Source organism: Neisseria sp. HMSC058F07, from assembly GCF_001810035.1.
Classification (GTDB): Bacteria; Pseudomonadota; Gammaproteobacteria; order Burkholderiales; family Neisseriaceae; genus Neisseria; species Neisseria perflava.
Genome location: NZ_KV799706.1, coordinates 593,555 through 608,979, shown reverse-complemented (window position 1 = coordinate 608,979; position 15,425 = coordinate 593,555). Strand labels below are relative to the sequence as shown.

The window sequence follows — 15,425 nt, the reverse complement described above, 5'->3', positions numbered from 1 at the left end:
ATTTTTCAGACGGCCTTGAATATTAATAATTAAACTATCCCAAAATTGCCAAGATTTTCCTTAATTCGTTGGCATCAATTTGGCCGGGGGCCGACGTTTTTTGTGCCGCACCAAAGGTAACGGCCGAGCCGAAAGTCGAGCCGGCCAAGCGACTGACAGCTCCGATTTTACCCATAGACATAGTAATAATCGGGCGGTCGATAATTTGTGAAACATCATATGTTGCCTGTAATAAGGTCAATACATCTTGCGACGATTGCGGCATCACGGCAATTTTGCAGATATTCGCGCCCCACTCGGCCATTGTTTTCAGACGGCCTGTAATATCTACCAAAGACGGCGTGGCTTGAAAATCGTGATTGCAAAGCAAGGCGGCAGTTTGATGTTCATGTGCCAAAGCTATGGTTTGTTTTACGCCATTTTCCTCGGCAAAAAGCTCAATGTCGATCATATCAGCTTGTTTGGAACGGATGATTTTTTCCAATAATTCAAAATAATAGTCATCCGAACAAGGTGTATTGCCGCCCTCTTGCGCCCTTCTAAACGTAAACAGTAAAGGCTTGTCAGGAAAAGCCTGTCGGACAATGCCTAATTGTTCGGTAATAAAATCGGCATCAAGCGCTTCTTGAAAAAAATCTGCACGAAATTCAATAATGTCAAAAGCCGTCTCTTTCAATACGCGCAAAGCCTGCTCCAATTCCTGCGTATTGGCGGCCACCAGCGGCACGGCAATTTTAGGCAGGCCTTTGCCGATCTCGATATTTTTGATGATGACAGGTTTCATATTGTTCCTTTTTGCTGTTCAAGCCAATCAGTGCAGATGCTCGTAAATGGTTTCCGCCAAGGCTTTGCTGATGCCTTCCACTTTTTCCAAGTCCTCGCGGCTGGCTGCAATCACACCGCGCAGACCGCCGAATCGGGTAAGCAATGCTTGGCGGCGTTTGCTGCCGATACCGGGGATTTCGCTGAGTGATGAAGTAACGCGTGCTTTGTCGCGTTTTTTTCGGTGGCCTGTAATTGCAAAGCGGTGCGATTCATCGCGTACGGTTTGCAATAAATGCAAGGCCGGGCTGTTGGGTGGCAGGCGGAAGACTTCGCCGGTAAAAGGCAGTATGAGTTCTTCCATACCGGCTTTGCGCTCAGGGCCTTTGGCGATACCGACCAAAGGAATGTGCAACCCAAGTTCTTCCCATACTGATACGGCTACGCCGATTTGCCCTTTGCCGCCGTCAATCAACACGACATCTGGCCATTTGGCGCTTTCGCCGTTGGCTTCGGCCTCCTGCATTTTGCCGTAACGGCGCGTCAACACTTCGCGCATGGCGGCGTAGTCATCGCCAGGCTTGGCGGTCGTGATATTATAGCGGCGGTATTGTGAAGGCTGGATGTTTTGCTCATCGTACACAACGCAGGACGCAATAGTGGCCTCGCCTTGCGTGTGGCTGATATCGAAACATTCAAGGCGGTTGAGGCCGTCTGAATCCATGCCGAGGATTTTGGCCAGTTCATCAATACGGTGTTGCTGACCGCTTTGTTGCAGGCGGCGTTGTGCAATCGCCATTTGTGCGTTTTGTTCCGCCATTTTCAACCAGACTTTTCGTTCGCCTATGGTTTTGGTGACAAATTGCATCTGCTTGCCGTGTTCGCCTTCCAAAGCCTCTTTCAGCACATCGGGAACGGGAAAGTTGCTGATGATGATGTCGGGTTTGCTTTTGCCCAGATAGTGTTGAGCGACGAAGGCTTCGGCGTAATCTTGCCCGTTTGGCTCGGGATCGTTTTTGGTGTCAGGGAAAAAGCTTTTATCGCCGACATGCCGTCCGCCGCGTATGCTGACCCAGTGTACGCAAACCAGGCCGTCTGAAACCGCCAGCGCGAGCAAATCAATATCGTTGGGATTGTTCGGATTTTTGCTGTCGATAAACTGATTACTCTGCATGATGCCGAGTGCTTGGATTTGATCGCGGTAACGGGCAGCTTCTTCAAATTGCAGATTCGCGGCGGCAGTTTGCATCTTGTGTTGCAAGGTGCGCGTCAATTCGTCGGTTTTGCCATTGAGGAAAGTTGCGGCCTCGCGCACGCTGTCGCGGTAATCTTCTTCGCTGATGTGGCCGACACAAGGCGCGGTGCAGCGTTTGATTTGGTACAGCAGACAAGGACGGTCGCGATGCTCGAATACGCTGTCTTCGCAGGTACGCAGCATAAAGACTTTTTGCAACACTTGAATGCTGTCGCGCACGGCGTTGCTGTTAGGATATGGGCCGAAATATTGATTTGGTTTCTTCAGCGTGCCGCGGTAATACGCCATTTGCGGATATTGATGGCCGCTGAGCATCAAATAAGGATAGCTTTTGTCATCGCGGAAAAGAATATTGTATTTCGGCGACAAGGCTTTGATGAAGTTGTTTTCGAGAATCAGCGCTTCGGCTTCAGAACGCGTGATGGTGGTTTCGATATGGTGAACCTGTTTTACCATCAATGCGATGCGCGGCGAATGGTCGTTTTTTTGGAAATAGCTGGAAACGCGCCGCTTGAGATTGACCGCTTTGCCGACATACAAAACATTGTTGTCTTCGTCAAAAAAACGGTACACGCCCGGTAGATTGGGCAGATTTTTCAGAAAAAGAGGTAAATCGAACGGTTCGGTTGCGCTCACGGGATTTTCTTTTGGAATAAGCAGGCCGTCTGAAAACTTTTCAGACGGCCTTTTTCATTGACGTTTAAGATTCTTGAGACGGAGTATCTTCAGCTTCTACCACTTGGTTTTCAGCTGCATCGCTTTCCAAAGCGGCTTCATCTTCAGCCTCTTCGGCCACGCGCTCCAAGCTGACCAAGGTTTCGCCTTCATCCAAATTAATCAGACGCACGCCTGCGGCAGCGCGGCCGGTCTCGCGGATTTGCTCAACTTTGGTACGAATCAGGACACCGCCGCTGGTAATCAGCATCAGGTCGTCGGTTTCACTGACCAAAGTTGCGGCAACCAAATCGCCGTTGCGCTCGCCGGTATTGATAGCGATATTGCCTTGGCCGCCTTTGTTTTTACGGCTGTAATCGGCAATCGGGGTACGTTTGCCATAGCCGTTGGCGGTAGCGGTCAATACTTGCAAATCGCTTTGTTCGGCTTCAGGGGCAAAGGTAATCAGGCTGACAATCTTGCCATCGGCCGGCAGGCGCATACCGCGCAAACCGCCACTGCCGCGACCGGACGGACGGACACCGTGTTTGCCGCTTGGCAATGCGTTTTCGGCATTTTCATCATCCAGGCCGTCTGAATCTTCGTTTTCGGTTTCGATATCGGCATCTTCTGCTTCATCGTTACCGGATTTTTCCCAATATTCGTTAAAGCGGATGGCTTTGCCCAAGTTGGAGAACAACATAATGTCATCCGCACCGCCGGTTTGCGCTGCGCCGACCAAGTAATCGCCTTCTTTAAGCGCGATGGCTTTAATGCCTTGGCTGCGGACGTTTTTAAACGCAGACAACTGGACTTTTTTCACCATGCCTTGTGCAGTGGCGAAGAAAACGTATTGGTCTTCCGGGAACTCGCGGACGGCCAAAATCGCGCTGACTTTTTCGCCCTCTTCCAATTGGATAACGTTGTTAATCGGACGACCACGGCTGTTGCGGCCGCCTTCCGGCAGTTTGTACACTTTAATCCAATGGCACTTGCCCAAATTGGTAAAGCACATCAAATAATCATGCGTATTGGCAACAAACAGGGTTTCGATAAAGTCTTCGTCTTTGGTTGCCGCTGCCTGTTTGCCGCGGCCGCCGCGACGCTGCGCCTGATAATCGGTAGTCGGCTGGGTTTTGATGTAGCCGCCATGAGTCAGGGTAACGACCATTTCACGTTGCGGAATCAGGTCTTCATCGGCGATATCGCCGCCAAACGGATTGATTTCGCTGCGACGCTCATCGCCAAAGTTGGCTTTGATGTCTGCCAATTCTTCGCGGATGATTTGGGTAACGCGCTCAGGTTTGGAAAGAATATCCACGAAATCAATGATTTTGCTCATCAGGTTTTTATATTCGCCGACAATTTCTTCCTGATCGAGACCGGTCAGGTTACGCAAGCTCATGCGCAAAATGGCATCGGCTTGCAATTCGCTCAGGTAATAGCCTTGGCTATGCAGGCCCAAATTCTCTGGCAAGCCTTCAGGGCGCATCATGTGCAGGTCTAAATCCGTACGGCTGAGCATGTCTTCAACCAAGCTGCTGCGCCATGGGCGGGACAGCAGTTTTTCTTTGGCTTCCGGCGCATTGGCAGATTCCTTAATCAGGCGGATAATTTCGTCGATATTAGACAAGGCAACTGCTTTACCTTCGGCAATATGGCCTTCATGACGCGCTTTTTTCAGGCGGAATAAAGTACGACGGGTAACGACTTCGCGACGGTGGCGCAGGAATTCGGACAGGATTTGTTTCAGGTTCAGCAAGCGCGGCTGGCCGTCAACCAAGGCCACCATGTTGATACCGAAGCTGTCTTGCAGCTGGGTCAGTTTGTAGAGTTGGTTCAAAACGACTTCGGCATTTTCATTGCGTTTCAATTCGATCACGACACGCATACCGGATTTATCGGACTCGTCGCGCAGGTCGGATACGCCTTCCAACGTTTTTTCGCGTACCAACTCGCCGATTTTCTCAACCAGCTTGGCTTTGTTTACTTGATATGGGATTTCATCGATAACGATGGCTTCGCGCTCGCCGTTTTTACCGATAGGCTCAATATGGGTTTTACCGCGCATCACTACACGGCCGCGGCCGGTTTTATAGCCTTCGCGCACACCGCTCAAGCCATAAATAGTTGCGCCGGTTGGGAAATCGGGTGCTTGGATAATGTTGATCAGCTCGTCGATTTCAGTTTCAGGCTCATCCAACAAACGCAGGCAAGCATTGATGGTATCGCCCAAATTGTGCGGCGGGATATTGGTTGCCATACCGACGGCAATACCGGACGAACCATTGACTAACAACGCCGGGAAACGGGTCGGCAATACCAGCGGCTCATGTTCGCTGCCGTCATAGTTGGGACCGAAATTGACGGTTTCTTCTTCGATATCCGCCAGCATTTCATGGGAAATTTTTTCCATGCGGATTTCGGTATAACGCATGGCTGCTGCGGCCAATCCGTCGACAGAACCGAAGTTGCCCTGACCGTCAATCAGTACATAACGCATGGAGAAGTCTTGCGCCATGCGGACGATGGTGTCGTAAACGGCTGTATCACCGTGGGGGTGATATTTACCGATAACGTCGCCGACGATACGCGCCGATTTTTTATAGGCGGAATTCCAGTTGTTTTTCAACTCGTGCATCGCGTACAACACGCGGCGGTGTACCGGCTTGAGACCGTCGCGGACATCCGGCAGGGCTCGTCCCACAATCACGCTCATGGCGTAATCGAGGTAGCTCTTGCGCATTTCGTCTTCAAGGCTGACAGGCAGGGTTTCAAGTGCAAATTTATGGTCGTTGCGGATGGTTGCGTCGGTCATGATTATCTGTAATTTCGTATGGCAAAAATCTTGTTGATTCTACCACAAAACAAGCGGTTTATGGCTTTTGCGTGAAGGCCGTCTGAAACAGGATTTCAGACGGCCTTCGTTATTTAATAAATTTAATTTAGTTGCAGCCAGAATCTTCGTTCGCAGCCTGCAAACTCAACTCTTTACGCTTTTTAGCCCTTTCATAACGGCAGCGTTGGCGCTGTGTATTGATTTCCAAAGGTGGTACAGGAACCGGCTTACCGTCTTCAACGGCAACCATGGTGAAGTAGCAGCTGTTGGTATGACGCACTTCGCCTGTGTGGATGTTTTGCGCCTCCACACGGATACCGACTTCCATAGAAGTACGGCCGGTATAGTTGATACTGGCGTAAAAGGTTACCAACTCACCGACATGAATAGGCTCTTTAAACAATACTTTATCAACAGACAGAGTAACGCAATAGGTACCGCTGTAACGGCAGGCGCAGGAATATGCTACTTGGTCGAGCAGGCGCAGAAGATCGCCGCCGTGAACATTTCCGCTGAAGTTTGCCGTATAAGGCATCATCAGTTCGGACATAATCAGTTCATGGGAAGGTAGTTGGCGTTCCGGTTTCATCGTTTATTCTCCTTTTGATATTTATTTTAAAATTGTCTGAAAACTTCAGACTGCACGTGTGCAAAATCATTCTACCGTTTTTAATCGTTGAATTTCAACCCATTGCCTTCCTGTTTACAGCCATTTTCTACGTGAGAAGAAAATCAGCAGTCCGATAATAATGCACAGCATCATACCCAAAACCATGAAGTAGCCGTAATGCCAATGCAGCTCGGGCATATTGTCGAAGTTCATGCCGTAGATGCCGGTGATGACGGTCAGCGGCATAAAGATGATGGTGATAACCGTCAACACGCGCATTTGCTGGTTCATGCGGTTGGATTGGAAGGAAAGGTAAATGTCCATCATGCTCAACACCATATCACGCGAGGCATCAAGCGATTCGATAAGTTGCATATTGTGGTCGTACACGTCGCGCAGATAGACGGTCGACTCGCCTTTGAAAATGGCAAAATCGCCGCGCACGGCCAGTTGATAGAACACATCGCGCAATGGTAAAAGCGTGCGTCGCAGACGGACGGCATCTCGCTTGAGGCGGTGAATCTTACTGAGAATATCGCTGTTTTCATTTTTAAACAGGGACTTGTCTATGACTTCGACGCGGTTGTTGTATGACTCCAAAACAATGAAATAGTCGTCCACAATACGGTCAAGCAGGCAATAAGCAAGAAACGCCGTATTTTTGTTCAAAATATTGTGCGGATTTTCGTGCATCTGCCGACGGAGATGGCTGAACAAGCCCAACGGTTTTTGTTGGAAAGACAACACAAAATCTTTGCCGATAATCACATACACTTGGTCAGAATGGAGTTTGCCCGTAGAGGTATAGTGGTATACCTGTGCGGCAGTAAATACATAGTTGCCGTAGTCTTCGATTTTCGGACGCTGCTTGCGGCTGAGAATATCTTCAATAACTAGCTCATGAATACCATAAGGTTCAAGCGCGTGTTTGAGCAAGACGACATCATTAATACCGACAAAATGCAGCCAGTTGATTTGACCTTCTTGCGGATGGGCAATATCGGGCAAATTTTTTCCGGCAAGATAATCATGCTGAACAAAGGTATCGGCGGAATACAAGGTTTGATGGATAGCAGAACGCGGCGCATTGTCGGTATTGCTGCGCTGCATGGTTTGGTCTTGCAGATTGTCGGTTGTCTCAACTGGATTGGCTGGTTTGCTCATAAAAATAAATCATGTTTTTTAGTTAGAATGAATTGTACAGACAGAAAAGGCCGTCTGAAAACAAATTTTCAGACGGCCTGACAATATCGATCAACGCTTTATGCTTTATTAGGCTTGAGGCGCGGTTTTCTCCAATTCCAATGCGGCAGCAAGCAAGGACAGGCGCGCCATTACGCCGTAAACGTAGAGGCGGTTGTGTTCATTGTCGACGTCGCAGTCTTTTTCAGAACGTGGCATGCCGAGCGAGTCCCATTGTTCAAATACGCGCTTGCAGGCTTCGGGCGCTTCTTGGGAATTGTCGCCGCTGCCGGTGGGGATGCTGTTGGACAGCGGGACGAATACCATGCCGCCGGCGTTGAGGTTTTCGTCTGCACCACGGCCTTCGTGTACACGGAAGAAACCGCCGATAACGAAACGGTCCATCATATAAACGACAGGTTCACACACGGCGCCGTTCATGGTTTCGTAGGTATAAATACCTTCTTGGACAATGACTTCGCTAACTTCTAAACCCTCTTTGACTTTCGCCATTTTGTTGCGGTTTTTACGGTTCAAGCCGCGCACTTCATCCGCAGATTTAACGCTCATCACGCCCATGCCATAAGTACCTGCATCGGCTTTCACAATAACGAAAGGCTGGTCGGTAATGCCCAATTCATCGTATTTGGCTTGAATTTTCGCCAATACGCGTTCTACCGCGTCTGCCAACGCATCCTCGCCTTCACGCTCTTGGAAATCCAAACCGCTGATTTTTTCAAAATAAGGATTGATTTGCCATTCGTCGATATCAATCAACTTGGCAAAGTCGGCAGCAACTTGGTTGTACGCGCCGAAATGTTCGGTTTTACGGCGAGTCGTCCAGCCGCCGTGCAATGGAGGCAAAACGGTTTGGTTGATACCTTTAAGGATTTCAGGAACACCCGCAGACAAGTCATTGTTCAACAAAACAACGCAAGGCGAGAAACCGTCGGCAAGATGTACACGCTCACGGGTACGCAATAAAGGTTCAAGCAAAATTTTGTTGCCTAATGCGGTTTCAAACTCGGTTGGCTCAGTCACTTCAGGATTCAAGCTGCCCAAGCGCACTTCGTATCCTGCCGAACGCAAAATCTCGCTGAGGGCGTAAACGTTTTGCAGATAGAATGTGTTGCGCGTGTGGTTTTCAGGAATAATCAATACGGATTTTGCCGTTTCACATGCGCGCTGTACCGCATCTTGCGCGGCAACCGCCGCCAGCGGGATAAAGTTGGGATTCAAATTATTGAAGCCGCCCGGAAACAGGTTCATATCGATAGATGAAATTTTGTAACCGGCATTACGGATGTCAACCGAGCCATAAAACGGCGGACGGTGTTCGTTCCAATGCGAACGGAACCATGCTTCGATTTTGGCATGATTGGCAAGGACTTTTTTCTCAAATTCCCGTAATTGAGTCAGATGCTCAGGAGCCATTACCGGTAATTTCATTCTCTATACCTCTTGGTAAGTGTGGATGTTGAGTGAGAATGATAGAACTTTTTAGTGCATTTCGACAAGCATTCTTTCAGATAAGATGCATCTTTTTGTTAACAATTCTACAATTTGTCCAATTTTTGATAAGCGTTTTTGAAACTTTGCGACAAATTTTAAAAATTGGACAAATTTCTATTGCGCAGCCCCTATAAAAAGCCTAAAATCCGCCCATAAACGCAAACCATCATTCATACCTACCAATAGCAAAGAATACTCATCATGAGCGCACAAACCCTTTACGATAAACTTTGGAACAGCCACGTTGTCCGCGAAGAAGAAGACGGCACTGTCCTGCTTTACATCGACCGCCACCTGGTTCACGAAGTAACCAGCCCGCAAGCATTTGAAGGCTTGAAAATGGCCGGCCGCAAACTCTGGCGTATCGACAGCGTGGTCTCCACAGCCGACCACAACACCCCGACCGGCGACTGGGACAAAGGTATCCAAGATCCGATTTCCAAACTGCAAGTCGATACTTTGGACAAAAACATTAAAGAGTTTGGCGCACTCGCCTACTTCCCGTTTATGGATAAAGGCCAAGGCATCGTGCACGTTATGGGCCCGGAGCAAGGCGCTACCCTGCCCGGCATGACCGTCGTTTGTGGCGACTCGCACACTTCTACCCACGGCGCATTCGGCGCATTGGCGCACGGTATCGGCACTTCCGAAGTCGAACACACCATGGCGACCCAGTGCATTACCGCAAAAAAATCCAAATCTATGCTGATTTCCGTTGAAGGCCGTCTGAAACCCGGTGTTACTGCCAAAGACGTGGCACTTTACATCATCGGCCAAATCGGTACGGCAGGCGGTACGGGCTACGCCATCGAGTTTGGCGGCGAAGCCATCCGCAGCCTTTCTATGGAAGGCCGCATGACCTTGTGCAATATGGCGATCGAAGCCGGTGCGCGCTCAGGCATGGTTGCCGTCGACCAAACCACCATCGACTATGTAAAAGGCAAACCTTTCGCACCTAAAGGCGAAGCGTGGGACAAAGCCGTCGAGTACTGGCGTACGCTGGTGTCTGACGAAGGTGCCGTATTTGATAAAGAATACCACTTCAAAGCCGAAGACATCGAGCCTCAAGTAACTTGGGGCACCTCGCCTGAAATGGTTTTAGACATCAGCGGCAAAGTGCCTAATCCTGCCGAAGAAGCCGATCCGGTCAAACGCAGCGGCATGGAACGCGCCCTTGAATACATGGGTTTGGAAGCCGGTACGCCATTAAACGAAATCCCTGTCGATATCGTCTTTATCGGTTCTTGCACCAACAGCCGTATCGAAGACTTGCGCGAAGCCGCCGCTATCGCCAAAGGCCGCAAAAAAGCGGACAATGTACAACGCGTATTGATTGTCCCCGGCTCCGGTTTGGTTAAAGAGCAGGCAGAAAAAGAAGGCTTGCACGAAGTGTTTATAGAAGCCGGTTTTGAATGGCGCGAGCCGGGTTGCTCTATGTGCCTCGCCATGAATGCCGACCGCCTGACCCCGGGACAACGTTGTGCCTCTACTTCCAACCGTAACTTTGAAGGCCGTCAAGGCAACGGCGGACGCACCCACCTCGTCAGCCCTGCCATGGCAGCCGCAGCCGCAGTGACCGGCTACTTTACCGATATCCGCACTATGGCTTAAAGTATTTTCAGACGGCCTTTATTGATCAGGCCGTCTGAAACAATACCTTGCTCAAGTAAGTTTTCCTATTGTATTGCGAAAAACGTCCGAAAACCTTCTTAATCATTGATAACTTGAAAGGAATCTAGTATGAAAAAACTGTTTGCATTAGCTGCCGCAGCCCTCATCCTGTCAGCTTGTTCCAGCACTTGGTCCGGTGCAAAAGACGATACCAACCGCAATTGGGACAAAACCAAAGAGACTGCCGAGCGTGTAGCCGATAAAACCAAAGAAACGGCAGAACACGTTGCCGACAAAACCGGCGAAGCCGTTAAAAAAGGCGGCAATGCAGTAGGCCGCGGCATGAGCCATGTTGGAGAAAAAATCGAAGCCGCTACCGAATAATTCGGTAAATCAGGCCGTCTGAAGCTCCTGACTCCGTTTCAGACGGCCTGATACATTATTAATTTTTCAGACATTTTCACGATTCAAAGCAAAGGAAGAAACAATGAGTAATCCGTCAAGCTGGTTTGGTATTCATGCTCATGATTTGGATCGCGCCAAAGCCTTTTACGAATCCGTATTCGGTAAGCCCCTGCAAGACGTTGGCGGCAACGGATTCCGTTTCATCATTTTCCCAGCCGATTACACCCAACACGGTACGGCCGGCATGATTTGGCACGACAGCAATGCCCAGCCCGGCCACGGCGGTACAACCATTTTCTTTAATTGCCCGAATTGCGCCGAAACAGCAGAAAAAGCCGTTGAAGCAGGCGGCAAACTGTTACAAGAGAAATTCCGCATTGCCAACGGCTTTGCAGCATTTATCGAAGACACAGAAGGCAACCGAATCGGTTTGCACAGCACACGCTAACCCGAATAGCCATAAAATAATTTCCCATTATTACTATAAGAATCTGACATGAAAGCCTTTACCAAAATTACCGCCATCGTTGCCCCGCTCGACCGCAGCAACGTCGACACCGATGCCATCATCCCCAAACAATTTCTGAAATCCATCAAACGCAGCGGCTTCGGCCCCAATGCCTTTGATGAATGGCGTTACCTCGACCACGGCGAACCTGGCATGGACAACAGCAAACGCCCGTTGAATCCTGATTTCTCCCTGAACCAGCCACGCTATCAAGGCGCACAAATCCTGTTGACGCGTAAAAACTTCGGTTGCGGCTCTTCACGCGAACACGCCCCTTGGGCATTGGACGACTACGGCTTCCGCGCCGTCATCGCCCCCAGCTTCGCCGACATCTTCTTCAACAACTGCTACAAAAACGGCCTTTTGCCTATAGTTTTGACAGAAGAACAGGTTGACCAGCTTTTCAAAGAAGTTGAAGCCAACGAAGGCTATCAGCTCTCCATCGACCTTGCCGAGCAAACCCTGACCACCCCTAGCGGCGAAACATTCACATTCGACGTTACCGAACACCGCAAACACTGCCTCTTAAACGGCTTGGACGAAATCGGCCTGACCCTGCAACACGCTGACGAAATTCACGCCTTCGAAGAAAAACGCCGCCAAAGCCAGCCTTGGCTGTTTAACGGTTGACATACAAAAGGCCGTCTGAAAAATTTAAGTGTTTCAGACGGCCTTTACTGAATGTTTTGGGATAGACCATGAGATCATTCGACGAATTAATCCAAACCCAAGACCCTGCGTGGCCATTGATTCAAGAGTGGCTTACAGAAGCGGTAAACAGCGTTGAAGTTCTGCCACGTACGCTTGAAAAGGCAAAGGAAGAACTTGTCAAAACCCAAGTAACGATACGTTCGTTTATGGGTGCTGTCGTTTATGAAACCGGCGGTATCCTTATCGATGACGGCTGGTTACGGATACTTGGTTCTAGCAGCGCGAAGCTACCTCGTGGTTTGGGAAGTTGGAATCTAAACCGTACACAATCCGAGCCAGCAGGCCCTGCTCCCTATTATCTGTTTGCCGATGATGTTGCTGGAGGCTATTTTGCGATTAATGGCGGAGGATTGAATGGCAAAGTAGGTAATGTTTTCTACCTACCACCGGATACACTGGAATGGGAAGATTGCGGTAAAGGTTATGGCGACTTCTTAAATTGGGCATTGACCGGCGATTTACAGTTGTTTTACGAAAACCTGCGTTGGGAAAATTGGCGCGAAGAAATCCATGATTTGAATGGCGACAGCGTTTACACGTTCTTTCCGTTTTTATGGGCTGAAGAAGGCAGCGATATAAACCAAGTCAGCCGCAAGCGTATTCCTATTGCTGAACATTATGCTTCCACTTTGAATCTGCAAAACACAACTCCATAAAAAGCCCTTTCAGACGGCCTTGTTGTCATAATCTCAATAAAGCGTCCTTAAAACGTATTCTTCACATCCTGAAGTTTAATTTCTACCTAACCACACCATGATTACCGACACCATAAGCAATGCCACCCGCTACGCTGCCTTGCATCCCGACTTTGCCGAAGCCTTCCATCTGTTGCAGACCCTAAATTTTGCCAAGCTGCCGGACGGCCAAGTACCATGCGAGAATCCCAATATCCGTATTTTTATCGGTAGCGAGCCGATGAGGACTAAGGGAGAAGCCCAGCCTGAAGCGCACTTAAAACATATTGATATTCAAACGCCGATTGATGGCAGCGAAACATATGGCTGGATAGACAGAGGCCGTCTGAAAAACGGTTTAGGCTACAACGAAAAGCGCGATATCGAATTTTTCGACTGCGAGCCGGAAACCTGGCTGACCTTGGAGCCAGGTGAATTTACGCTATTCTTCCCGAATGATGCGCATGCCCCATTGGTTGGCGACAGGCCGAACATACGCAAAGTCGTTTTTAAAATCCGTGTTGAAACCGAACGTCTATAATTTTTCAGACGGCCTTATCCCCTTATTCAGGACACAATATGTCTTTTTTCAGCAGGTTGTTCCGCTCCAAACCTAAATTAATGACTTGGCAGGAATTTGTCGAATACTTTGCCCGTCGCATCCAAGAAGAATTGGATCTTGAGGCGAAAATCGACTGGGGTGAAAATATTGCGTCTTCGCCCATCATTGTCCAGTTTTCCGAAGACGATGAAGCATCGTTCAGCACATATTTGAGCAACCATTACACAAGTTATCTGCAAAATCCCGAGGCCTTGGAAGCTATTGTTGCAGCCAATTTAGCGGTTATCGATAAGCTTCAGGACTCTGATGCCAGTGTTTCAGCACAACAAATTCTTCCGACGATTAAAAATACAATTTATCTGGAAAACGTCAGACTGATTACAAATACGGACGAAGACGAGCCTACCGATTACCTGGTATACAAACCAATTGCCGGCGATATCATGTTGCTTTATATGGTGGATACGGAAGAATCCATGCATACACTCAATCGTGAGCATATGAAAGAGGCCGGTATTGAAGATGAAGACGCCTTGTATCGTACCGCCATGGATAATTTGCGCCAACAGATGAATGGACATGTCCAAATTCATCATGCTGAAGGTTGGTCATTGGCTCAAATCCATTTGGATAACGACTATGATGCTTCCCTGATTTTGCTTTTGGACGAAGTACTTAAAGACGATTCTATGCTGCCGGCCAACCCTGTTTTTGCAGTCCCGGCACGCAACGCCCTGCTCGTTTGCAGCCCGTCCGATGAAGAGGCTTTGCAGGCGATGGCGAATATTGCCCTGCAGGCATTTGAAGATTCTGCCTACGCGATTTCTACCCAGCTTTACCAGTACCATAATGGTACAATCAGCGTTTTCAGAGCAAATTGATTTAAGGCCGTCTGAAAAACAGACGACCTGCCCTTTACCTAAAACCTTCTCATAAGGAAACCCGAAATGACCAAACATATCGCTATCTTGCGCGGCGACGGCATCGGCCCTGAAATCGTTGCAGAAACCGTCCGTGTACTCGACAAACTTATCGAACAAGGTTTGGATGTCAGCTACGAATACGCACCTTTGGGCGGCGAAGCCTATGACGAATACGGCCATCCTTATCCAGAATTCACGCAAAACCTTTGCCGTAAAGCCGATGCTGTCTTGCTTGGTGCAGTCGGTTCTCCTCAATACGATAATCTCGACCGTCCGCTGCGCCCTGAACGCGGCTTGTTGGCCATTCGTAAAGACTTGAATCTGTTTGCTAATTTGCGCCCTGCCATTTTGTATAAAGAGCTGGCCAATGCTTCTACTTTGAAACCGGAAATCGTAGCCGGCCTCGACATCCTTATCGTACGCGAACTGACCGGCGATATTTATTTTGGCGAACCGCGCGGCATCCGTGTTTTAGAAAACGGCGAACGCGAAGGCTACAACACCATGAAATACAGCGAAAGCGAAATCCGCCGCATCGCCCACGTTGCCTTCCAATCTGCCCAAAAACGCAGCAAAAAAGTCTGCTCCGTAGGCAAAGCCAACGTTTTGGAAACCACCGAACTGTGGCGCGAAATCTTTGAAGAAATCGGCAAAGAATACCCTGATGTCGAGCTTTCCCATATGTACGTCGACAACGCCGCCATGCAGTTAGTACGCGCGCCCAAACAATTTGACGTGATTGCCACCGGCAACATCTTCGGCGACATCCTCTCCGACGAAGCCTCCATGCTGACCGGTTCCATCGGTATGCTGCCTTCTGCTTCTTTGGACGAAAACGGCAAAGGCCTGTACGAACCATCTCACGGCTCAGCTCCCGACATTGCCGGTCAAAACAAAGCCAATCCGCTGGCGACCGTATTGTCTCTTGCCATGCTGCTGCGTTACAGCCTGAACGACGAAGCCCGCGCGCAACAAGTTGAAAACGCCGTACAAAAAGTACTGCAACAAGGCTTGCGTACCGGCGACATTTACGAAGAAGGTACCAAACTGGTTTCCTGCTCCGAAATGGGCGATGCCGTATTGGCTGCTTTGTAAGAAGGCCGTCTGAAAAAAGAGTGGGATCAATCCCGCGCTTTTTTATATGCGAAAACTTGAAACCATAAAAAAGGGCGTGTCTTCACACGCCCTTATGTCTTTTTCAGACGGCCTTAAGATTG

14 protein-coding genes are annotated in these 15,425 nt (G+C 49.1%); 8 read left to right on the top strand and 6 right to left on the bottom strand.

Annotated features, from left to right (window positions below; all coding sequences use genetic code 11):
* Positions 1–34: 34 nt before the first annotated feature.
* The 6 genes from aroD to gshA form a co-directional block, all read right to left on the bottom strand.
* A complete protein-coding gene (gene aroD, locus HMPREF2696_RS10895; RefSeq protein WP_004520356.1) occupies positions 35–784 on the bottom strand; it encodes a type I 3-dehydroquinate dehydratase in 750 nt (249 codons plus the stop codon).
* 27 nt (positions 785–811) lie between these two features.
* Entirely contained in the window at positions 812–2,653 is a 1,842-nt protein-coding gene (gene uvrC, locus HMPREF2696_RS10890) for an excinuclease ABC subunit UvrC (RefSeq protein ID WP_070588481.1), read from the bottom strand.
* A gap of 64 nt (positions 2,654–2,717) precedes the next feature.
* Positions 2,718–5,489 carry a DNA gyrase subunit A gene (gene gyrA, locus HMPREF2696_RS10885; protein WP_049335215.1) on the bottom strand — a complete coding sequence of 924 codons (2,772 nt, stop codon included), beginning with the start codon at positions 5,487–5,489 and terminating at the stop codon, positions 2,718–2,720.
* Positions 5,490–5,616: 127 nt separating this feature from the next.
* A complete protein-coding gene (locus HMPREF2696_RS10880) occupies positions 5,617–6,099 on the bottom strand; it encodes an acyl-CoA thioesterase (protein ID WP_003686444.1) in 483 nt (160 codons plus the stop codon).
* 114 nt (positions 6,100–6,213) lie between these two features.
* Positions 6,214–7,284: a magnesium/cobalt transporter CorA gene (corA, locus tag HMPREF2696_RS10875; protein WP_004520352.1), complete on the bottom strand. Its 1,071-nt coding sequence runs from the start codon at positions 7,282–7,284 to the stop codon at positions 6,214–6,216.
* Positions 7,285–7,392: 108 nt separating this feature from the next.
* Positions 7,393–8,751 (bottom strand): glutamate--cysteine ligase, encoded by a 1,359-nt coding sequence (gene gshA / locus HMPREF2696_RS10870; protein WP_004520351.1) that lies wholly within the window; start codon positions 8,749–8,751, stop codon positions 7,393–7,395.
* 264 nt (positions 8,752–9,015) lie between these two features.
* On the opposite strand from gshA, the gene leuC reads away from it, so the two are divergent.
* The 8 genes from leuC (at position 9,016) to leuB (ending at position 15,303) form a co-directional block, all read left to right on the top strand.
* Entirely contained in the window at positions 9,016–10,425 is a 1,410-nt protein-coding gene (gene leuC / locus HMPREF2696_RS10865; RefSeq protein ID WP_049335217.1) for a 3-isopropylmalate dehydratase large subunit, read from the top strand.
* 129 nt (positions 10,426–10,554) lie between these two features.
* The gene (locus HMPREF2696_RS10860; RefSeq protein ID WP_049335219.1) at positions 10,555–10,809 is read left to right on the top strand and encodes a hypothetical protein; all 255 of its coding nucleotides are present in this window, start codon (positions 10,555–10,557) and stop codon (positions 10,807–10,809) included.
* A 103-nt stretch (positions 10,810–10,912) separates the two neighbouring features.
* On the top strand, positions 10,913–11,278 hold the full coding sequence (locus HMPREF2696_RS10855) for a VOC family protein (RefSeq protein ID WP_049335221.1): 366 nt from the start codon (positions 10,913–10,915) through the stop codon (positions 11,276–11,278).
* A gap of 48 nt (positions 11,279–11,326) precedes the next feature.
* Positions 11,327–11,968 carry a 3-isopropylmalate dehydratase small subunit gene (leuD, locus tag HMPREF2696_RS10850; RefSeq protein WP_063067850.1) on the top strand — a complete coding sequence of 214 codons (642 nt, stop codon included), beginning with the start codon at positions 11,327–11,329 and terminating at the stop codon, positions 11,966–11,968.
* A 68-nt stretch (positions 11,969–12,036) separates the two neighbouring features.
* Positions 12,037–12,705: a DUF2625 domain-containing protein gene (locus tag HMPREF2696_RS10845; RefSeq protein WP_049335224.1), complete on the top strand. Its 669-nt coding sequence runs from the start codon at positions 12,037–12,039 to the stop codon at positions 12,703–12,705.
* A 97-nt stretch (positions 12,706–12,802) separates the two neighbouring features.
* Entirely contained in the window at positions 12,803–13,264 is a 462-nt protein-coding gene (locus tag HMPREF2696_RS10840; protein WP_049335225.1) for a NanQ anomerase/TabA/YiaL family protein, read from the top strand.
* 38 nt (positions 13,265–13,302) lie between these two features.
* A complete protein-coding gene (locus HMPREF2696_RS10835; RefSeq protein WP_070588479.1) occupies positions 13,303–14,166 on the top strand; it encodes a DUF1444 family protein in 864 nt (287 codons plus the stop codon).
* A gap of 66 nt (positions 14,167–14,232) precedes the next feature.
* The gene (leuB, locus tag HMPREF2696_RS10830; RefSeq protein WP_004520344.1) at positions 14,233–15,303 is read left to right on the top strand and encodes a 3-isopropylmalate dehydrogenase; all 1,071 of its coding nucleotides are present in this window, start codon (positions 14,233–14,235) and stop codon (positions 15,301–15,303) included.
* Positions 15,304–15,425 lie beyond the last annotated feature (122 nt).